This window comes from Pseudoclavibacter sp. Z016, from assembly GCF_002931215.1.
In the GTDB taxonomy this organism is placed as follows: domain Bacteria; phylum Actinomycetota; class Actinomycetes; order Actinomycetales; family Microbacteriaceae; genus Pseudoclavibacter.
On record NZ_PSTU01000009.1, the window covers coordinates 58,196 to 77,704 of the forward strand.

Sequence of the window (19,509 nt, forward strand, 5' to 3'; positions counted from 1 at the left end):
GCCGCGTCAGCACGCGGCCTAGACTTGTCCAGCCCTGGCCGACTCACTATCGGAGACGAATGACCGACATCACTGCCGCCGACGTTGAGCACCTCGCTCAGCTCGCGCGCATCGACCTCGCCGAAGGCGAGATCGAGCGCGTCACCGGCGAACTCATCGAGATCCAGCACCTCATCCAGAAAGTGCAGGAGGTTGCGACGCCTGACGTCCAGGTGACGACCCACCCGATCGCCATGCACAACGTGACGCGAGCCGACGAGGTCGGCGAGCCGCTGGACCGCGACGCCGCACTCGCGGGTGCCCCGGACAGCGATGGAACTCGCTTCCGCGTGACCGCGATCCTGGGGGAAGAGCAGTGAGCACCGACATCACGCGCCTGAGCGCGACCGACCTCGCCGCGGCGATCGCCGACGGCAGCATCAGCTCCATCGAGGCGACCACCGCGCACCTCGAGCGCATCGAGGCAGTCGACGGAGACGTCCACGCCTTCCTCCACGTCGACGCCGACTCCGCACTCGCCGCAGCCGGACGCGTCGACGCGAAGCGCCAAGCGGGGGAGCAGCTCTCGCCGCTGGCCGGTGTCCCCGTCGCGGTCAAGGACAACATCGCGACCAAGGGCACCCCGACGACCGCTGGCTCGCGCATCCTCGAAGGGTGGGTGCCGCCGTACGACGCGACCGTCGTCGAGCGCCTCCGCGACAACGACCTCGTCATCATCGGCAAGACCAACCTCGACGAGTTCGCGATGGGCTCCTCGACGGAGCACTCCGCCTACGGGCCGACCCATAACCCGTGGGACCTCGAGCGCATCCCAGGCGGGTCCGGCGGCGGTTCCGCCGCTGCCGTCGCCGCCTACGAGGCGCCGCTCGCGCTCGGCACCGACACGGGCGGGTCCATCCGTCAGCCCGCATCCGTCACCGGAACCGTCGGCATGAAGCCCACCTACGGTGGCGTGAGCCGCTACGGCGCGCTTGCGCTCGGCTCGTCGCTCGACCAGATCGGGCCGGCAGCACGCGGCGTGCTCGACACCGCCGCACTGCACGACGTCCTCGCCGGTCACGACCGACGCGACTCCACCTCCCTCACGGGCGAGTGGCCGTCGTTCACGCAGGCGGCACTCGCGGGACGCGCGGACGACTCCGTCCGTGGCCTGCGCATCGGCGTCCCCAAGCAGATCGCCGACGGAGCCGGCTTCGAGGCCGGCGTCACGCAGCGATTCCAGGAGGCGCTCGCAGCCCTCGAGGAACGCGGCGCGATCATCTCCTGGATCGAGACCCCGCACTTCGAGTACGCCGTGGCTGCGTACTACCTGATCATGCCAGCGGAGGCCTCCAGCAACCTCGCGCGCTACGACTCCGTGCGCTTCGGCCTGCGGGTCACCGACCCCTCGGGGACCACCGTCGAGCGAGTCATGTCCGCGACGCGCAGCAAGGGCTTCGGCGACGAAGCCAAGCGTCGCATCCTCCTCGGCACGTACGCGCTCTCCGCCGGCTACTACGACGCGTTCTACGGCTCCGCGCAGAAGGTGCGCACACTCGTGCAGCAGGACTTCGCCGCCGCGTTCGCCGAGGTCGACGTGCTCGCAGCACCCACCTCGCCGACGACCGCCTACAAGCTCGGCGAGAAGGCGGAAGACCCGACGGCCATGTACCTGGCCGACCTCACGACGATCCCGGCGAACCTCGCCGGCGTCCCCGGCATCTCCGTTCCGGGCGGCCTCGCGCCGGAGAACGGCCTGCCCGTCGGCATCCAGTTCATGGCAGCCGCTCGGGACGACGCGCGCCTCTACACGGTGGCCGCGGCACTCGAACAGACTCTCGAAGACCGCTGGGGTGGGCCCCTGCTCTCGCAGGCCCCCCAGCTGAAGGCAGGTGCACGCTGATGGCCAAGCCAGAGCTCATGGACTACGACCGCGCTCTCGAACTCTACGAGCCCGTCATCGGTCTCGAGGTGCACGTCGAACTCGGCACCAAGACCAAGATGTTCTCCGACACCCCGAACCACTCGGGCAACGAGGTCGGCGGAGAGCCCAACACCAACATCGGGCCCGTCGACCTCGGCCTCCCGGGCACCCTGCCCGTCGTCAACGAGCAGGCGGTCCGCTACTCGATCGCACTCGGGCTCGCCCTCGGCTGCGAGATCGCTGAGGTCTCGGGCTTCGCGCGGAAGAACTACTTCTACCCGGACAACCCGAAGAACTACCAGATCTCGCAGTACGACGACCCCATCGCGTTCGACGGCGAGGTCGAGGTGGAGCTGGAAGACGGCACCGTGTTCCACGTGCCCATCGAGCGCGCCCACATGGAAGAGGATGCAGGGAAGCTGACCCACGTGGGCGGCTCCACCGGGCGCATCCAGGGCGCCGAGTACTCCCTGGTCGACTACAACCGCGCTGGCGTCCCACTCGTCGAGATCGTGACGCGGCCCATCTTCGGCGGCGAAGCGCAGACGCCGCAGCTCGCAGCGGCCTACGTCTCGACGATCCGCGACATCGTGCGCGCCCTCGGCGTCTCCGAGGCCCGCATGGAACGTGGCAACCTCCGCTGTGACGCGAACGTCTCGCTGCGTCCGCGCGGTGAGGAGAAGCTCGGCACCCGCACGGAGACGAAGAACGTCAACTCCTTCCGGTCCATCGAGCGGGCCGTCCGCTACGAGATCCAGCGCCAGGCCGCGCTCCTCGCAGCAGGGGGCAGCATCACGCAGGAGACGCGCCACTGGCACGAGGACACGGGACGCACCTCGTCCGGTCGTCCGAAGTCGGATGCCGACGACTACCGGTACTTCCCGGAGCCCGACCTGATGCCGCTGCGCCCGAGCCGCGAGCTGGTCGAGGAGCTGCGCGCCACGCTGCCGGAGGCACCCGTCGCTCGCCGCCGCCGCCTCAAGGCGGAGTGGGGCTTCGCCGACCAGGAGTTCCAGGACATCGCCAACGCGGGCCTCCTCGACGTCGTCGACGCGACCGTCGCCGCCGGCGCCACGGCTGCCGGTGCGAAGAAGTGGTGGATGGGCGAGCTCTCGCGCATCGCCAACGACCGTGGCGTGCAGGCGACCGACCTCGCGACGCCGGCGCAGATCGCGGAGCTCGACGGGCTCATCACGGCGGGCACCGTCAACGATCGACTCGCGCGAGACGTGCTCGAGGGTGTGCTCGCAGGCGAGGGCTCACCCGCGGAGGTCGTCGAGTCACGCGGACTCGCCGTCGTCAGCGATGACGGTCCGCTCATCGAGGCCATCGACGCTGCCCTCGCGCAGCAGCCCGACGTGCTCGCCAAGATCCGTGACGGCAAGGTGCAGGCCGCAGGCGCGGTCATCGGCGCCGTCATGAAGGCGATGAGGGGCAAGGCGGACGCGGTACGCGTTCGCGAGCTCGTGTTGGAGCGCGCGCAGAACTCGTAGGACCCACGTCGTACACCGAGGAATTGTCGGGCACGACTGAGGTGCCTCTGTGGCTCTGGCGCTAGCGTCAGAGCCACAGAGCCTCGGTGAACGGAGCAGTGAGTCGTATGGGCAAGAAGTCGAACAAGAAGTCAGGCAAGAACACGCCGGTCGAGCGACCCGACGCCACCCAGGGCGGCCCTCGGGCGAAGGTCAAGAAGGAGCGCGTGCAGCCGCCAAAGACGGTGCTGCGGCCGGCTTCCCTCGGAGACGTGGCCGCGCCGTCAGCTGCCGATCCCGTCGCCGCGGCAGAGCCCAAGGGCAAGAAGCAGCACGCCGAGTCCGCCACGAAGACCACGTCGGCCAAGAAGGCCAAGTCGGACAAGAAGAGCAAGTCGGACAAGAAAGATAAGTCAGACGAGAAGGCCAAGTCTGACAAGAAGGCCAAGTCAGACGAGAAGGCCAGGTCTGACAAGAAGGCCAAGTCAGACGAAAAGTCGAGGTCGGGCAAGAAAGCCAAGTCGGACAAGAGGGCCAAGTCTGACAAGAAGAGCGAGACCGGCAATCCCGGCCGCGAAGCCAAGCAGGTCGGCAAGAGCTCCCTCGAGGAAGACTCGTCTGCCGAGAAGCCTCGCGCGTCTGCTCCGGACGACGGGCTCAGCACGCCAACGCAGCCAGGAGCGAGGAAGCCGGAGGCGAAGACGCCAGGCAGACCCGCTCCCGCAGCTGGCAAGCAGAAGCCGGGCAAGGCCGAACCGAGCGCGCGTGAGCGCACCGTCCGCGACGCGGCGCTGCTCTCCGACGAAGGCGACGAGGCGCACGGCTTCGCGCGTCTCATCCGCGCCATCCCCGGCATCGTCGCGCTTGTCGAGCAGCATGACACCTCCGTGCACCGTGCAGTCTTCGATACCTACGTGACCGCCGTCGTCGAGTTCGGCGTCGACGCGGCGGATCTCTCTCCCATCGACATCCGCACGGTGGCCCCCGATGCGCCGACGAAGGACGAGAGGCCCACCAGGTCGTCCGGCCGGAGCGGCTCCGGTGCCGCCAGCGTCGGGTCGGGGGTGGAGGCCAGCGCCAGACGCGCGCGCCGCCCCTCCGGGATCAACAGCGCCAAGGACCCGGAAGCCGTCTCGCCCTCGTCCGTGACCGGTGCGCCGGGGCGAGTCGAGGATGAAGCGGCAGGGCCAGGACGGGTGCGAAACCCAGGCTCGTCCGTGCGCGCGTCGACTCGAGTCCGTGCTGGTCAGGGGCGAGCGTCCGCTGCGGGGCGAGCCGGCGACTCAGCTCCAGACAGTCGCGGTGGGAGCACCAGCACTCCCATCGCATCCCGCACGAGGGCGGGTGCGCGCGGCGCCGCGTCGAGCCGATCTCGTGCCGCCTCGCAGGCGAAGCGCAGTCTCGAGGACCTCGCGTCCGACCTCAAGCCGACGAACAACGGGCAGCGCATCGCGATCGCGGTCGCCGCCATCCTCAGCGCCGATGGTGAGGTCACGGCCGCGGAGATCGCCAACGCATTCGAGCGCATGACGTGGCGTGTCCCCGTCAACGTCGCCGCGTCGGTCCGGCAGGCAGCACGAGCGGGTCTGGTCGAGCTCGAAGGCCCCACGGGGACCCGCCTGAGCGAAGACGGCGAACGGTACGTCGCAGGGGGCTGATCGCCTCCCGAGGCTGCGGCCCGCCCGTGCGTCGCAGGGGCGGGCCACCCGCTATTTTCCGGTCGTGTCGGAGGCTGACTCGGCCGCCGCTCCGCCATCCGCATCCGGAGCAACGCTGTCATCGGCTGGCGCAGCTGTCGCGTTGCGGTTCTGCTGGAGCGCATCCCGCACCTTCTTGCGCAGCACCTTGCCGATGAGCGACTTCGGGAGCTCCTCCCACACGACGTAGGAGCGAGGGACCTTGTGCTCCGAGAGTCGCTCGCGAACGAATGCGCGGGCCGCTCCCTCGTCGAACGTCGCCCCCTCGTCGAGCACCACCACTGCGGTGACCACCTCGGCACCCCCGCCGCGCTTGATGCCGACGACGGCAACCTCGGCGATACCAGGGAACTCGGTGACGACCCGCTCGACCTCGGAGGGCGAGACGTTGAAGCCGCCCGTGATGATGAGCTCCTTCTTGCGGTCGACGACCGTCACGAATCCATCCTCGTCCTGCACGACCAGATCACCGGAGCGCACCCAGCCGCCCTCGATGAGCACCTCAGCGGTCTCCTGGGGGCGGTTCCAGTAGCCCTGGAAGGTCTGCGGCCCCCGGATGAGCAGCTCGCCGACCTCGCCGAGCTCCACCTCCGTGCTCGGGTCGCTGGGGTCGGTGACCTTGATGTGCGTGGAGGGGAAGGGGATGCCGATGGTGCCGGTCTTGCGCTTGTCGGTGAAGGGGTTCCCGAGCGCCACGGGGGAGGTCTCCGTGAGGCCGTAGCCCTCGACGAGCTGCCCGCCTGCGACAGCCTCCCACCGGTGCACGATGCCGTCGTTCAGCGTCATGGCGCCGGAGATCGCGTAGATGACGCCGGAGAGGTCGAGCTTGCCGTCCTTCGCGACGCGAGCGAGCCTGTCGTACATGGGCGGGACGGCCGGGATGAACGTCGCCGGCGACTTCTTGGACGCCTCGATGACGAGCTCGGGGTCGAACGTCGGGAAGAGCACGGCCTTCGCGCCGACGCTCACGGAGTAGATGACCGACAGCAGCACGCCGAACGCGTGGAACATCGGGAGGACGCCGTAGATGGTCTCGTTGCCTGCCGTGAACTCCGGCATCCACGCCGCGCCCTGACGGGCGTTGGACCACAGGTTGCGGTGCGTGAGCATGGCGCCCTTGGGGTTGCCGGTCGTCCCGCTCGTGTACTGCAGGCTCGCGAGATCCTCCGGTCCGGGCGTCGGGATGCTCGCGTCGAGGAGCTGCTGCTTCGCGAGCTTCTCGAACGGCACCGTCCCCGGAGCCTTGGCGCTGAGCTTGGCGCGCGACGCGCGCGCCTTGGCGATCGGCAGGCGCAGCAGCAGCTGCGTCTTGAGCGGCATGCCCTTCGTCACATCGACGGCGATGACGTGGCGGATGCCAAGGCTGTGGGGGAGGGACTGCACGGTCGGGGCGGCCTTGTCCCAGGCGATGACGATCTCGGCACCGTGGTCTTCGAACTGGGTCCGGAGCTCATCGCGCGTGTACAGCGGGTTGTGCTCCACGACGATGGCGCCGAGGCGCAGAACCGCGTAGAAGGCGACGACGTGCTGCGGCGCGTTCGGCATGATGAGCGCCACCCTGTCGCCTCGCTTCACCCCGATGCGGCGCAGGCCCTGCGCGAACCGCAGCACCTGGTCCTGCAGCTCCGAGAAGGTCGTCTGGGCGCCGAAGAACTCGATCGCGGGCTTGTCGGGGAAGCGCTCGGCGATCTCCGCGAGCATGTCCGGGAGTGATCCTGTGGGGACTTCGATGTCCTTCGGGGTTCCGGGTGCGTAGAAGGCGGTCCAGGCGCGAGACTCGTTCAGCTGCATGCGCAGAGTCTATTCGCGCAGAGCGTCCAGCAGATGTCGGTGGGGCGACGCACAATGGATGCATGACCAGGAAAGACATGGGGGCGCGGCAGACGGGTGCGGCGTCCGACCGCGACGCGTCCGCGAGCATCCTCCATGTCGACATGGACGCGTTCTTCGTGGCCGTCGAGCTGCTCGAGCGGCCCGATCTCGTCGGCAAGCCGGTGATCGTCGGTGGCACCCGGGAGCGGGGCGTGGTGTCGAGCGCCAGCTACGAGGCGAGGGCCAGGGGCGTCCGGAGCGCCATGCCGATGCATCAGGCGATCGCCCGCTGCCCGGAGGCGGTGGTGCTGCAGGGCAACATGGGCAAGTACCGTGATGCCTCGCAGCAGGTCATGGAGATCTTCCGCGAGTTCACGCCGCTCGTCGAGCCGCTCTCGATCGACGAGGCGTTCCTCGACGTGTCCGGCGCGAGCCTGCTGTTCGGCTCGCCGGGTGAGATCGCGGCGAGCCTGCGCGCGCGGGTGAAGGCGCAGACGGGGCTGACCTGCTCCGTGGGTGCCGCATCCACCAAGTTCGTGGCGAAGCTCGCGTCGGGAAAGTGCAAGCCGAACGGCATGCTCGTGATCCCGCACGAGGAGACGATCCCGTTCCTGCACCACCTGCCGGTCGGCGCGCTCTGGGGTGTGGGCGAGAAGAGCGAGGCGAAGCTGCGCGGCATCGGCATCCACACGGTCTTCGACCTCGCGCACACGCCGGGGCCCGTGCTGGAGCGGGCGGTCGGCAAGGCGGGGGCGGGCAAGCTGCACGCACTCGCGTGGGGGAGGGACGAGCGGGGAGTCGAGGAGGCGAGCCGTGAGAAGTCGATCAGCCACGAGCAGACGTTCCTGGAGGACGTGACCGACTTCGTCTTCCTGGAGCGCGAGGTGCGGGCTCAGGCGGATGCGGTGGCGACGCGCCTGCGTCGCGCGGGGCTGCAGGCGCGCCAGGTCGGCATCAAGCTGCGCTGGTCCGATTTCTCGACGATCACACGCTCGCACACGCTTGCCGAGCCCAGCGATGTTGGCCACTCGCTGTACCTCGCTGCGCGGGAGATGCTGCGCGCGGCTCTCGTGCCGCCCAGGCCGGTGCGCCTCATCGGCGTGCGTGCTGAGCGGCTCGTGGAGGCGGGGAGCTCGGGTCAGCTGTCGCTCTTCGGGGCGGAGGAGGACGACGACTGGGAAGCGGCGGAGCGCGCCGTCGACCAGGCGGTCGCCCGCTTCGGGAAGTTCGCGCTTCGACCGGCGTCACTGCTCGGCCGCGGGGAACGCAGCGACGGCACGGTCGGCATCAGCGAACGCGCGAACCGCAAGCAGGACGAGGCCCCGAACCAGCACTGAGACAGCGGGCTCGGCCGGGTGTGCGTGCCTAGGATGCCGCCTTTGCGCCGCTTGTCGTGGTGGCGCCCGCCTCGCGTGCTGCGACACGGGCCTCCACCTCGGGGCGACGCAACGGCGGCACGGTCTTCGGCGGCTGGCGCCGTTCCGGGAGGTCCTCGAGGAGGTGCTCGGTGATGTGCGCGATCTCGCGGACCGCCTTCTCGAAGGCCTCGCGCGTGCGCGCGGTCGGGTGCGTGATGCCGGAGACCTTGCGCACGTACTGGCGGGCGGCGGCTTCGATCTCGTTGTCGTTCGCGGCTGGTTCGAGCCCGCGCAGCTCTGTGATGTTTCTGCACATGCGCGTCAGGGTACGCCGAGGCGCTGCAATCACCAGGCGAACAGCGCCCCGCTCCGGTCTTCCCCGCCCCGGTTCCGGGCTCGGTTCGCGATGACTGTGTCCAACTTCAGTGCAGATCCTGGCGGTTGTGCCGGTTTCTGGTCGGCTGCGTCCGAATGTGCACTGATGTTGGTCAGCGCGGGCCGCCGCCGACTCTGCGGCGCCCCGGGCGGGCTACCGGTGTTCCCGCCGGCAGCTCCGGGTAGCCGGTCAGAAGCTAGCTGACGCGAAGGACGGCGGCGCTCTCAGCTGGAAGGCGGAGCGGGACGGCGGACGCGCCCACCGGTGCGCCCGTGACGGTGCCGGTGGTCTGGCCGAGCGTTGCCCGTGCATCCGTGGAGAAGAGCACCTCGGTGGCTCGGTCGACTCGAAGCTCCCGCTCGTCTGCCGAGAAGTTCACGGCGATGACGAGACCGCCTCGCGTGATGACCAGCGTGCCGTCTTCCTGCGACGCCTCGACGCTGCTCGCATCGATCCAGGGCGTGGTGATGTCCGCCTCCCGCCTGCGGAGTGCGATGAGCTCGCGGTAGGTCTCGAGGAGCTGGGCGTGCTCCGGCTTCTCGAGCTCGCTCCAGTCGAGCTTCGACCGCTCGAACGTCGCAACATCCTGCGGGTTCGGAACGACGGCGGCGTCCCAGCCCATGCGCGCGAACTCGCCGATACGGCCCTCCGTGGTCGCCTTCGCCAGCTCCGGCTCCGGGTGGGAGGAGAAGAACTGGAATGGGGTCGTGGCGCCCCACTCCTCGCCCATGAAGAGCATGGGAGTGAAGGGCGAGGTCAGCTCGAGCGTGGCCGCGATGGCCAGCTGGCCGGGGGAGAGCGTCGCCGTGAGGCGGTCGCCGATGGCTCGGTTGCCGATCTGGTCGTGATTCTGCGACGAGACGACGAGCCGCCAGGCGCGCGTGTGAGCCGGCAGGGGGCGACCGTGATGGCGCCCTCGGAAGGTCGACAGCGTGCCGTCGTGGAAGAACCCCTTCTCGAGCACCTTCGCGAGGGCATCGAGACCCTCGAAGTCGGCGTAGTAGCCGCTGGTCTCCCCGGTCAGGTTGACGTGCACGGCGTGGTGGAAGTCGTCCGACCACTGGGCGTCGAGTCCGTAGCCGCCTGCCTCGTCCGACGTGATGAGGCGTGGGTTGTTGAGGTCGGACTCGGCGATGAGGGTCAGCGGGCGACCGACGTGCGCTTCGAGCTCGGCGACGTCCCGGGCCAGCTCCTCGAGGAGGTGCACGGCGCGGTCGTCGATGAGGGCGTGGACGGCGTCGAGCCGGAGCCCGTCGACGTGGAAGTCACGCAGCCACATGGCCACGTTGGCACGGATGAACGCGCGAACCTCGTCAGAGTTCTCCCCGTCGAGGTTGACGGTGTCGCCCCACGCCGTGGCGTGGTGATCGGAGAGGTAGGGCCCGAACTTGCCCAGGTAGTTGCCGGAGGGGCCGAGGTGGTTGTAGACGACGTCCTGGATGACGCCGATGCCACGCTCGTGGCAGGCCTCGACGAAGCGCTGGTAGGCGGCCGGTCCGCCGTAGCCCTCATGGACGGCGAACCAGTCGACGCCGTCGTAGCCCCACCCGTGGGTGCCGCTGAACGCGTTGACGGGCATGACCTCGACGAAGTCGACCCCGAGCTCCTGCAGGTGGTCCAGGCGGTCGATCGCCGAGTCGAGCGTGCCCTCGGGGGTGAAAGTGCCGATGTGCACCTCGATGATGACGGACCCCGCGAGCGGGCGGCCGGTCCAGTCGCCGTCCACCCACGGGTGCCGGTCGGCGTCGAAGGTGCGCGAGAGGCCGTGCACGCCGTCCGGCTGCCACCGCGAGCGGGGGTCCGGGATGGGGGTCGTGTCGCCGTCGACGAGGTAGCCGTAGTCGTGGGTGTCCTCGTCGAGCTCGAGCGCCGCGTCCGGTACCCACCAGTCGCCGTCGGTGCGCCGCATCGGCAGCTCGGTGCCGTCGAGGTGCAGAGTCAGCGTCTCGGCGTGTGGTGCCCAGACATCGAAGCGGGAATCGCGCACGGGGAAAACTCCTTGGTGGGAAGCGAGGTGGTGTGGATGCGGGTGCCGGCTAGGACCTGGCGAGCAGCGCCACGGGGTACTGCTGCAGGAGCGCGGCGAGCGGGACGTCCTTGCCGCCTGTGAAGACGGCTGCGGTGAGCTGGTCGATCCACTCGCCCTCGGGGAGGGGGATGGTCGTGCCGATCCATCCGCCGCCCTGCTCGAGGCCGATGGGGAGACGCGTGCCGATCGTGATGGCACCGCCCCGCGAGAACGCGAGTGCGTGCTCTGCCGCCGGCCCGTCGGCGGTGATGCCCTCGTACTCGGTGAAGAGCTCCGGTCGGCTGCGGCGCAGGCGCAGGCAGGCCGCGGTCACGAGCAGCTTCGCGGCACCGGAGTCGTCGATAGCGGGGACCGCCCCGTGCAGGATCGCGTCGAGCGCCGCAGTGCGCGACGAGTAGTCGACACTCTGCCGGTTGTCTGGGTCGACGAGGGTGCGCGTCCACAGCTCCGTGCCCTGGTAGACGTCGGGGATGCCCGGCATCGTGAGCTGCACGATCTTCGCGGTCAGCGAGTTCGACCAGCCCGCCTCCTGCGTCTCGGCGACGACGTTCTGGACGACGTTCGACGCGACGGGGTTGTCGAAGACGGCGTCGACGGCCGCGTGCAGCTGCCCCTCGAACGTCTCGTCCGGGTTGGTCCAGCTCGTGTGCAGGTCCGCCTCGCGCGCGGCCTTCTCGAGGTAGTCGGTGAGGCGCTCGCGGGATGCGGGCCACGCACCGACGATCGCCTGCCAGGTGAGCTGCGCGAACGCGTTGTCATCGATGGGGGCCACGTTCTGGAGCTCGGCGACGCTCTCCGCCCAGAACTCGGGGACCTCGCTGAGGGCGGTGATGCGTGCGCGAGTGTCCTCGCCGCGCTTCGTGTCGTGGGTCGACAGCGTGGTCATGGCGTCTGGCCAGTCACGGGCGCGTGCCGTCTGGAGCTCGTGGAACCGCTCCGGGGTGATGGAGAAGACGTTCGGGTCGCCGCCGACCTCGTTGAGGGAGGTGAGGCGTGCGTAGCGGTAGAACGAGCGGTCTTCGACGGCCTTCGCCATGATCATGCCGGTGGTCTGCTGCAGACGCAGCGCGGCCTCGGCTTCTGGCGCCTCGAGGAACGGCAGGACGCGGGCGATCGACGCCGCGAGGTCCGGTCGCTGCTCGGTGGCGGCCCTGGCCGCGTCGGCGAGGTGGTTCGCGCCCGTCGGAAGGTAGCTGCGGTACACGCTGAAGTGGGCGGCGATCTCGGCGACGGAGTCCTCGATGAGGTCGTCCTCGAGACCCGTCGCACGCAGTTCTCGCGCGATGCGGCGGATCTCGGCGTTCAGTGACACGTCGGCCACGGCGCGCTTCGCCTCGTGGATGAGCTGCTCCCAGTCGACCGGGTCGCCGTCTGCTCCCGCCGCGAGCTCGTCGAGCGGCTCCTCGGCGTCGGCGTCGACGAGCACCCGGTCAATCTGGCCGAGCGCGTCGTAGCCGGTCGTCCCTGCCGTGCGCCAGTCGGCGGGCAGCGCCTCGTCGCCCTCGAGGATCTTCTCGACGAGCACATACGCTCCGCGCGTTCGGTCGGCGAGGTGGCGCAGGTAGCCGCCCGGGTCGCGGAGTCCGTCCGGGTGGTCGATCCGGAGCCCGTCGACGAGGCGGTGCCGCATCCAGTCGAGGATCTCCGCGTGGGCTTCCTCGAACACGTGCTCGTCTTCGACGCGGATGCCCGCGAGCGAGGTGATGGTGAAGAAGCGGCGGTAGTTGAGGCGACTGTCGCCTTGGCGCCAGTGGATGAGCTGGTAGTGCTGGTTGTCGAGCACTTCCCGCACCGATGCGCCTTCGGGTGCCGAGCCTTCCGCGAGCGGGTACTCGGTGGAGTGGTAGCGCAGCACGCCGGCCTCGGTGTCGACGGTCACGTTGCCGATCGCGTCGCCCCGCTCCCTGGGCATGTCGTCGTCGCCGACGGTGGGGATGAGGAGCTTGCCGCCGCCCGCCTCCCAGTCGATGTCGAAGGACTCGGCGTGCGCGGCCTGCTGGCCGTGCTCGAGCACATCCCACCACCACGGGTTGTCGCGTGGTGTGCCGACTCCCATGTGGTTCGGGACGATGTCGACGAGCACGCCGAGGCCCAGCTCGCGGGCCTTCGCGGAGAACCGCTCGAGCCCCTCGCGCCCGCCACGTTCGTCGTCGACCCTCGAGGGGTCGACGACGTCGTAGCCGTGCGTGCTGCCTGGGGTCGCCTGGAGGATGGGCGAGAGGTACACCCATCCCACGCCGAGCCGCTCCAGGTAGGGCAGCTGCTCGGTCGCGGCGTCGAGGTCGAACTCCGACGTCAGTTGGAATCGGTACGTGCTGGATGGGATGCGCATCATGGTCTCCGTGGCGCGAGGTGCTTCTGAGATGGCTCTGGCGGGGTCAGCTGCCGAGGGGCGGCCGCGTGATGATGGGGATGGGGGTGGTCATCGCGGCGACGGAGGCGGCGACCGAATGGTCTGGCTTCTCCTTGAGCTCGGCTTCGCGCAGCACGACGAGCGAGCGCGGCTCGAGTGGGATGGTTGCTCCCGGCTCGACGGCCTCGAGGTCGGTGTGCATGCCGGAGGTGTCGATGACGATGTCCCAGTGGGAGGTGATCTCGACGCTGGGGATGGTCGCCTCGACGACCGTCTCGCTGGCGTTGAAGTAGACCATGAAGCTCACATCGGTGATCTCCTCGCCCCGCTCGTCGCGTCCGGCGATGGCGTTGCCGTTGAGGAACATGCCCATCGACTTCACGAACTCGGCGTTCCAGTCTTCGGATGCCATCTGCGTGCCGTCGGTCGAGAGCCACACGATGTCGGGCAGCGCGGATCCCTCGGCGCGCTCCTCGACGCGGCCGTTGAAGAAGCGGCGTCGACGGAACGTCGGGTGGTCGGCGCGCAGCTGCGCGACGGCCCGCGTGAACTCGACGAGCGGCTCGTCTGCGTTCTCCCAGTGGACCCAGCTGATCTCGCTGTCCTGCGCGTAGGTGTTGTTGTTGCCGTTCTGGGTGCGCCCCAGCTCGTCGCCGTGGAGGAGCATGGGCACGCCCTGGCTGAGCAGCATCGTCGCGATGATGTTGCGCTGCTGGCGGGCCCGCATGGCGTTGATCTCGGGGTCGTCGGTGGGGCCTTCGACGCCGAGGTTGTAGGAGCGGTTGTGACTCTCGCCGTCGTTCCCGTTCTCGCCGTTGGCGTCGTTGTGCTTCTCGTTGTAGGAGACGAGGTCTCTCAGCGTGAAGCCGTCGTGGGCCGTGACGAAGTTGATGGAGGCGAAGGGGCGGCGTCCGGAGTGCTCGTACAGGTCGGCGGAGCCGGTGATGCGGCTCGCGAATTCGCCGAGGGTCGATGGCTCGCCTCGCCAGAAGTCGCGCACGGTGTCGCGGTACTTGCCGTTCCACTCTGTCCACTGCGGTGGGAAGTTGCCGACCTGGTAGCCGCCGGGGCCGACGTCCCACGGCTCGGCGATGAGCTTCACCTGCGAGACCACCGGGTCCTGCTGCACGAGGTCGAAGAACGTGGACAGCTTGTCGACGTCGTGCAGCTCGCGCGCGAGGGTGGAGGCGAGGTCGAAGCGGAAGCCGTCGACGTGCATCTCGGTGACCCAGTAGCGCAGCGAGTCCATGATGAGCTGCAGCGAGTGCGGGTGGCGCATGTTGAGCGAGTTGCCGGTGCCCGTGTAGTCGGTGTAGTAGCGCTTGTCGTCGTCCTCGAGCCGGTAGTAGGCGGCGTTGTCGATGCCGCGGAAGCTGAGGGTCGGGCCGAGGTGGTTGCCTTCTGCCGTGTGGTTGTAGACGACGTCGAGGATGACCTCGATGTTGTTGGCGTGCAGCGTGCGCACCATCGACTTGAACTCCTGCACCTGCTGGCCTGCCGTGCCCTGGGAGGCGTAGTCGGCGTGCGGGGCGAGGAACGAGATGGTGTTGTACCCCCAGTAGTTGCGGAGCCCCTTCTCGATGAGGGTGCTGTCCTGCACGAACTGGTGCACGGGCATGAGCTCGATGGCGGTGACGCCGAGGCGCTTGAGGTGCTCGACGATCGCGGGGTGCGCGATGCCGGCGTACGTGCCGCGGATCTCCTCTGGCACATCCGGGTGCAGCTCGGTGAGCCCCTTGACGTGCGCCTCGTAGATGAGGGACTCGTTGTAGGGGATGCCCGGCTTCCGGTCGCCAGCCCAGTCGAAGTAGGGGTTGATGACAACGCCCTTCATCATGTGGGGCGCTGAGTCGAGGTCGTTGAACGAGTCGGGATCGCCGAAGTTGTAGCTGAAGAGCGACTGGTCCCAGTCGATCTCGCCCGTCGTCGCCTTCGCGTACGGGTCGAGGAGGAGCTTCGCCGGGTTGCAGCGGCTTCCGTTGACGGGGTCGTAGTCGCCGTGCATCCGGTAGCCGTACTGCTGGCCGGGCTGCACGTGAGGGAGGTAGGCATGCCAGACGTGCGCATCCTGCTCGTAGAGCCTCACCCGCTCCTCGTTGCCGTCGTCATCGAAGAGGCACAGCTCGACCTTGTGGGCGGCCTCGCTGAAGATCGCGAAGTTGGTGCCACTTCCATCGAACGTCGCTCCGAGGGGGTAGGCATTTCCGGGCCACGTTTTCATGCACGCTCCTATTGCTTCATCGAAGAACATCGCGTGTGGATGCAGGCACTAAAGCTACCAAAGGGTGGGAGCGCTCTCGCCCGCAAGCACACAGGACTTCTCCTGGTTGGCAGGCATGTCGACGACCTACGCTGGCCGCATGACGAACCTCACACAGAACCTCACGGACTCGGTCAAGAAGCTCGGCGTCACCCTCGCCTACGGCGAGAAGGTGGAACTCGGCAAGTCCACGATCCTTCCGGTCGCTCTCGTCTCGTACGGCTACGGCGGTGGTGAGAGCACTGAGGAGGGTCAGGAGAACTCGTCAGGCGGCGGTGGCGGCGGGGTGGCCGTGCCGGTCGGCGCGTACGTGGATGACGAGTTCGGCACGAGCTTCCGGCCGAACATCATCACGCTGCTCGTCGTGTCGATTCCGCTGGTGTGGACGGTCGGGCACGCGCTCCCGCGTCTCATCAAGGCGCTCAAGAAGTAGCTCAGGCGCGGTACGGCCTATACTCGGGGGTGTTCACGGGAGTCCGGTAGTCCGGGCTGAGAGGAAGGCTCAAGCCTTCGACCGTCAAACCTGATCTGGGTAATGCCAGCGCAGGGAGGCACATCTCCGAGCAGGGTCGCCCACGGCTCTGCGCCCGTGCACTTTCACTCGAAAGGGCACACAGCATGACAACTTCCCCGACTCCATCTCCGACTGCGGCAGCGCAGGTTCCGGCTCAGGCGAAGGCGCCGAAGAGCCGCTTCCGCTGGCGGGTCATCGACATCGTCACGGCGGCCGTCCTCGGTGTCGCGACGGGCCTCATCTTCATCTTCTGGAACAGCGTCGGCTACCTGTGGTTCACGACGATGGACGCGTTGACGCCGGGCTTCGGTGGCATCGCGGTCGGCATCTGGTTGCTCGGTGGCGTGCTGGGCGGGCTCATCATCCGCAAGCCGGGGGCTGCGCTCTTCGTTGAGGTGCTCGCGGCGTGCGTCTCCATGCTGCTCGGCAGCCAGTGGTCGATCGAGACCGTCTACTCGGGTATCGCGCAGGGCCTCGGTGCTGAGCTCATCTTCGCGCTCTTCCTCTACAAGCGCTTCGGTCTGAGCGTCGCGATGCTCGCGGGCGCTGGTGCTGCCGTCGCCGCGTGGGTGCTCGAGCTGTTCCTCAGCGCGAACATCGAGAAGGGCCCTGAATTCCTGACGATCTACCTGGTCGCTGTCGTGGTCTCGGGTGCGGTGCTGGCGGGAGTCGTCGGCTGGCTGCTCACGCGAGCACTCGCCGCGACCGGTGCGCTAAACCGCTTCGCGGCGGGCAGAAGCGCGAAGCGAATCGGCTAGCGGTCGTGGGCGCGAGAGTCGAGGCGAGGGGGTGGGGCTGGCGCCACGCCGATCGGGCGAAGCTGGCGGTCAGCCAGCTCGACCTGACGATCGAGCCCGGAGAGGCCGTGCTGCTGCTCGGGCCGTCGGGGGCGGGCAAGTCCACGCTCCTGGCGGCTCTTGCCGGGGTGCTCGGCGACCACGAGGACGATGGCCAGGAGCTCGGCTCGCTGCTGGTCGACGGCAGGCATCCGACGGATGCGCGCGGCGCGGTGGGGCTGGTCCTGCAGGATCCGCAGGCGAACACGGTGCTCGCCCGAATCGGCGACGACGTCGCGTTCGGCTGCGAGAACCTCGGTGTGCCGCGCGCCGAGACCTGGGTTCGGGTGCGCGAGGCGCTCGACGCCGTCGGGCTGCGGATGCCGCTCGACCGCTCGACCGCGCAGCTGTCCGGCGGTGAGCGCCAGCGCCTCGCGATCGCGGGCGTGCTCGCGATGCGGCCGAACCTCATCCTGCTCGACGAGCCGACCGCGAACCTCGACCCGGCTGGTGTCGAGGAGGTTCGCGAGGCGGTTGTGCGTGCCGCGGAGGTCACCGGCGCGACGCTCATCGTCATCGAGCATCGGGTGGATGTGTGGCGTTCGAGCGTCGACCGGGTCGTCGTACTCGGCACTGAGCAGCACCTGCTCGCCGACGGTGCCCCTGACGTGATCCTGGAGGAGCAGCGGGAGTCGCTCCTCGCGGCGGGTGTGTGGATAGGCGGCCACGAACCCTCGGTTCCCCGGGGCGAGCGCGCCCCGGGGGAGGACCTGCTCGTCGCCGACGGCCTCGGGTTCGGGCGTGCCGACCATCCGCTGCACACGCAGTTCGGGGCGACGCTGCGGGCGGGGGAGTCGACGGTGGTGCTCGGGCCCAACGGCGCGGGCAAGACGACGCTGGCGCTGACGCTTGCTGGCCTGCTCAAGCCGGTCGCGGGCGACGTGCGTGCGAGCAGTGCCCTGCGTGAAGCTGGCGAAGACGCTGACCGTCGACGGGGTGGCTGGACGCTCGGCGGGTTCCGCGCGGCGGGCCCGGTCGGCCCGCATCCGTCTGCCTGGCGTTCCCGTCAGCTGCTGACGAGGATCGGCACGGTCTTCCAGCAGCCCGAGCACCAGTTCGTCGCGGGCACGGTGCGGCGCGAGCTCGAGGTGGGACCGGATGCGGTGGGGCGCGGCAGACGCGAGACGAGCGAACGCGTCGACGAGCTGCTCGCGGCGCTGCGCCTCTCGCACCTCGCGGAAGCGCACCCCTTCACGCTCTCCGGCGGTGAGCAGCGTCGCCTGTCCGTCGCGACGGTGCTCGCGACGGCGCCTCGGGTGCTCATCTTCGACGAGCCCACCTTCGGACAGGACCGCAGGACCTGGACGGAGCTCGTCACGATCATGTCTCGCCTCGTCTCCGAGGGGCACTCGCTGGTCTCCGTGACCCACGACGAGCAGCTCGTGCGTGTGCTCGGCGACCAGCGCATCCGCATCGAAGCCCACGACCGAAAGAACGAGCAGGTGCCAGCATGATCGGCAGCGGCGCGGGCGTCGCCTCGGCGGATTCCTGCCCGGCATGGTCGGCCACATCGCCCCAGGTCGATGCCGACGGCGTGCCGCTCGAAGTGCTCCCCGTCGGCGGACGGTTCCTCGACCGCGTGAACCCGGTCACGCCGTTCCTGGCGGCGGTGCTGTACTCGATTCCCCTGCTGACGACGCTCGATGTCGTCTCGGCGGCCGTCGCGCTGACGCTCTCGCTCCTCGCCTTCGGCGTCGCCGGAGTGCGCCCCATGGAGGTCCTGCGATCGAGCTGGATCCTCCTCATCGCCGCCCCCGTCTCCGCCACGAGCATGCTGCTGTACGCCAAGCCCGGCGGGGCGAGCTACGGGCAGTTCCTCTACGCGAACATCACCGACAACTCCATCCAGCTCGCGATCGCCGTCGGCGTGCGCGTGCTCGCGATCGGCGTGCCGACGCTCGTCGCGTTGAGCCGCATCGACCCGACCCGCCTCGCCGACGGTCTGGCGCAGGTCGCGCACCTCCCGGCGAGGTTCGTGGTGTCGGCGCTCGCGGGCATCCGCCTCTTCGCCGTGTTCCGCGACGACTGGACGGCGATGAGCCAGGCGCGCCGCGCTCGCGGTCTCGGCGACTCGGGTGCCATCCGACGGTTCATGACGATGGCGTTCGCGCTGCTCGCTCTCGCGCTGCGACGGGCTGGGACACTGGCGACCGTCATGGAGGCTCGCGGCTTCGGCGCCGAGGACATCACGCGGACGTGGGCTCGCCCCTCACGTCTCGACTGGCGGGACCTCGTTCTCGTGCTTGCGGCAGTGGTCATCGCCGGCGCGGCTATCGGAGTGGCCGTCGCGGCGGGGTCGTACCGGCTCGTGGGCAGCGCGTGAGCGGGGTCGCGGCGCTGCTGGACCGCGTGCTCGCGGATGCCCGCGGCTCGCGCCCGGTCGTGATCATCGACGGCGGGTCGGGCTCGGGCAAGACGACGCTCGCGGGGGAGCTGCTGGCGGAGTTCCGGGCGCGCGGCTTCGAGAGCGCGCAGCTGGTGTCCCTCGACGACGCCTACCCGGGCTGGGGTGGCCTCGCTGCCGCCTCGCAGGCGGTGCACCGCGACATGCTCCATCCCGAGCAGCTGGGGCCTCCGCACCGCCCCGGCTATGAGAGCTGGGACTGGGCGGCGGATGCGCCCGGTCCGTGGCGCGAGCTCGACGGCTCCGCGCCGCTCATCGTCGAGGGCTGCGGTTCGCTGTCGCACGAGAGCGCGCCCCTCGCGACGACGAGCGTGTGGATAGAGCTCGACGAGGCCCACCGGAAGCCGCGGGCGCTCTCGCGTCCTGCAGACATCGGCGTCTTCGAGGAGTTCTGGGAGATGTGGGCGGCTCAAGAGCGCGAGCACTGGCGACGCAATGCGCCGTTCCTGCTCGCCGACGTCATCATCGAGGCCGCGCCCGGCGCGTGACGGGGTT

Annotated in this window: 15 protein-coding genes and 1 riboswitch; of the genes, 10 read left to right on the forward strand and 5 right to left on the reverse strand. The window is 69.2% G+C overall.

Annotated elements, in window-relative coordinates:
- The first annotated feature begins 59 nt into the window (after positions 1-59).
- From gatC to C5B99_RS05105, 4 genes are all read left to right on the forward strand, one after another.
- Positions 60-359 (forward strand): Asp-tRNA(Asn)/Glu-tRNA(Gln) amidotransferase subunit GatC, encoded by a 300-nt coding sequence (gene gatC / locus C5B99_RS05090; protein WP_104240709.1) that lies wholly within the window; start codon positions 60-62, stop codon positions 357-359.
- On the forward strand, positions 356-1,882 hold the full coding sequence (gene gatA, locus C5B99_RS05095; RefSeq protein ID WP_104240710.1) for an Asp-tRNA(Asn)/Glu-tRNA(Gln) amidotransferase subunit GatA: 1,527 nt from the start codon (positions 356-358) through the stop codon (positions 1,880-1,882). Before gatC ends, gatA begins: the two co-directional genes overlap by 4 nt.
- Complete coding sequence (gene gatB, locus C5B99_RS05100) at positions 1,882-3,396, forward strand: Asp-tRNA(Asn)/Glu-tRNA(Gln) amidotransferase subunit GatB (RefSeq protein ID WP_104240711.1); 1,515 nt, start codon at positions 1,882-1,884, stop codon at positions 3,394-3,396. Before gatA ends, gatB begins: the two co-directional genes overlap by 1 nt.
- Before the next feature lie 86 nt (positions 3,397-3,482).
- A complete protein-coding gene (locus C5B99_RS05105) occupies positions 3,483-5,033 on the forward strand; it encodes a hypothetical protein (protein ID WP_146081944.1) in 1,551 nt (516 codons plus the stop codon).
- 51 nt (positions 5,034-5,084) lie between these two features.
- Here the strand turns inward: C5B99_RS05105 and C5B99_RS05110 are convergent, their stop codons facing one another.
- Positions 5,085-6,863: a long-chain-fatty-acid--CoA ligase gene (locus C5B99_RS05110; protein WP_104240713.1), complete on the reverse strand. Its 1,779-nt coding sequence runs from the start codon at positions 6,861-6,863 to the stop codon at positions 5,085-5,087.
- 62 nt (positions 6,864-6,925) lie between these two features.
- On the opposite strand from C5B99_RS05110, the gene C5B99_RS05115 reads away from it, so the two are divergent.
- Positions 6,926-8,221 (forward strand): DNA polymerase IV, encoded by a 1,296-nt coding sequence (locus C5B99_RS05115; protein ID WP_104240714.1) that lies wholly within the window; start codon positions 6,926-6,928, stop codon positions 8,219-8,221.
- 28 nt (positions 8,222-8,249) lie between these two features.
- Here C5B99_RS05115 and C5B99_RS05120 read toward each other — a convergent pair whose 3' ends face one another.
- From C5B99_RS05120 to glgX, 4 genes are all read right to left on the reverse strand, one after another.
- Positions 8,250-8,558 (reverse strand): DUF2277 domain-containing protein, encoded by a 309-nt coding sequence (locus tag C5B99_RS05120; protein WP_104240715.1) that lies wholly within the window; start codon positions 8,556-8,558, stop codon positions 8,250-8,252.
- Between the two features lie 256 nt (positions 8,559-8,814).
- Positions 8,815-10,605, reverse strand: coding sequence for a malto-oligosyltrehalose trehalohydrolase (gene treZ / locus C5B99_RS05125; RefSeq protein WP_104240716.1), 1,791 nt, complete (start codon positions 10,603-10,605; stop codon positions 8,815-8,817).
- Positions 10,606-10,654: 49 nt separating this feature from the next.
- The gene (gene treY / locus C5B99_RS05130; RefSeq protein WP_104240785.1) at positions 10,655-12,979 is read right to left on the reverse strand and encodes a malto-oligosyltrehalose synthase; all 2,325 of its coding nucleotides are present in this window, start codon (positions 12,977-12,979) and stop codon (positions 10,655-10,657) included.
- 46 nt (positions 12,980-13,025) lie between these two features.
- Positions 13,026-15,221 carry a glycogen debranching protein GlgX gene (gene glgX, locus C5B99_RS05135; RefSeq protein ID WP_104240717.1) on the reverse strand — a complete coding sequence of 732 codons (2,196 nt, stop codon included), beginning with the start codon at positions 15,219-15,221 and terminating at the stop codon, positions 13,026-13,028.
- Between the two features lie 139 nt (positions 15,222-15,360).
- Between glgX and C5B99_RS05140 the strand changes: the two genes are divergently transcribed.
- The 5 genes from C5B99_RS05140 to C5B99_RS05160 all read left to right on the forward strand — a co-directional run bounded on the left by C5B99_RS05140 (position 15,361) and on the right by C5B99_RS05160 (position 19,502).
- Complete coding sequence (locus C5B99_RS05140) at positions 15,361-15,693, forward strand: hypothetical protein (protein WP_104240786.1); 333 nt, start codon at positions 15,361-15,363, stop codon at positions 15,691-15,693.
- A gap of 24 nt (positions 15,694-15,717) precedes the next feature.
- Positions 15,718-15,827, forward strand: a riboswitch (TPP riboswitch).
- A 51-nt stretch (positions 15,828-15,878) separates the two neighbouring features.
- A complete protein-coding gene (locus C5B99_RS05145; protein ID WP_104240718.1) occupies positions 15,879-16,532 on the forward strand; it encodes an ECF transporter S component in 654 nt (217 codons plus the stop codon).
- Between the two features lie 5 nt (positions 16,533-16,537).
- Entirely contained in the window at positions 16,538-18,064 is a 1,527-nt protein-coding gene (locus C5B99_RS05150; protein ID WP_258063078.1) for an ABC transporter ATP-binding protein, read from the forward strand.
- Positions 18,061-18,933 carry an energy-coupling factor transporter transmembrane protein EcfT gene (locus tag C5B99_RS05155; RefSeq protein WP_146081945.1) on the forward strand — a complete coding sequence of 291 codons (873 nt, stop codon included), beginning with the start codon at positions 18,061-18,063 and terminating at the stop codon, positions 18,931-18,933. The genes C5B99_RS05150 and C5B99_RS05155 overlap by 4 nt, the downstream gene beginning before the upstream one ends.
- Positions 18,930-19,502: a cobalt ABC transporter gene (locus tag C5B99_RS05160; protein ID WP_104240720.1), complete on the forward strand. Its 573-nt coding sequence runs from the start codon at positions 18,930-18,932 to the stop codon at positions 19,500-19,502. Before C5B99_RS05155 ends, C5B99_RS05160 begins: the two co-directional genes overlap by 4 nt.
- Positions 19,503-19,509: the final 7 nt, after the last annotated feature.

Coding starts and splice junctions, on each gene's coding strand:
- gatC (WP_104240709.1), top strand. CDS start 60: ATGACCGACATCACTGCCGCCGACGTTGAGCACCTCGCTCAGCTCGCG.
- gatB (WP_104240711.1), top strand. CDS start 1,882: ATGGCCAAGCCAGAGCTCATGGACTACGACCGCGCTCTCGAACTCTAC.
- C5B99_RS05110 (WP_104240713.1), bottom strand. CDS start 6,863: ATGCAGCTGAACGAGTCTCGCGCCTGGACCGCCTTCTACGCACCCGGA.
- C5B99_RS05115 (WP_104240714.1), top strand. CDS start 6,926: ATGACCAGGAAAGACATGGGGGCGCGGCAGACGGGTGCGGCGTCCGAC.
- C5B99_RS05120 (WP_104240715.1), bottom strand. CDS start 8,558: ATGTGCAGAAACATCACAGAGCTGCGCGGGCTCGAACCAGCCGCGAAC.
- treY (WP_104240785.1), bottom strand. CDS start 12,979: ATGCGCATCCCATCCAGCACGTACCGATTCCAACTGACGTCGGAGTTC.
- glgX (WP_104240717.1), bottom strand. CDS start 15,221: ATGAAAACGTGGCCCGGAAATGCCTACCCCCTCGGAGCGACGTTCGAT.
- C5B99_RS05140 (WP_104240786.1), top strand. CDS start 15,361: ATGACGAACCTCACACAGAACCTCACGGACTCGGTCAAGAAGCTCGGC.
- C5B99_RS05145 (WP_104240718.1), top strand. CDS start 15,879: ATGACAACTTCCCCGACTCCATCTCCGACTGCGGCAGCGCAGGTTCCG.
- C5B99_RS05155 (WP_146081945.1), top strand. CDS start 18,061: ATGATCGGCAGCGGCGCGGGCGTCGCCTCGGCGGATTCCTGCCCGGCA.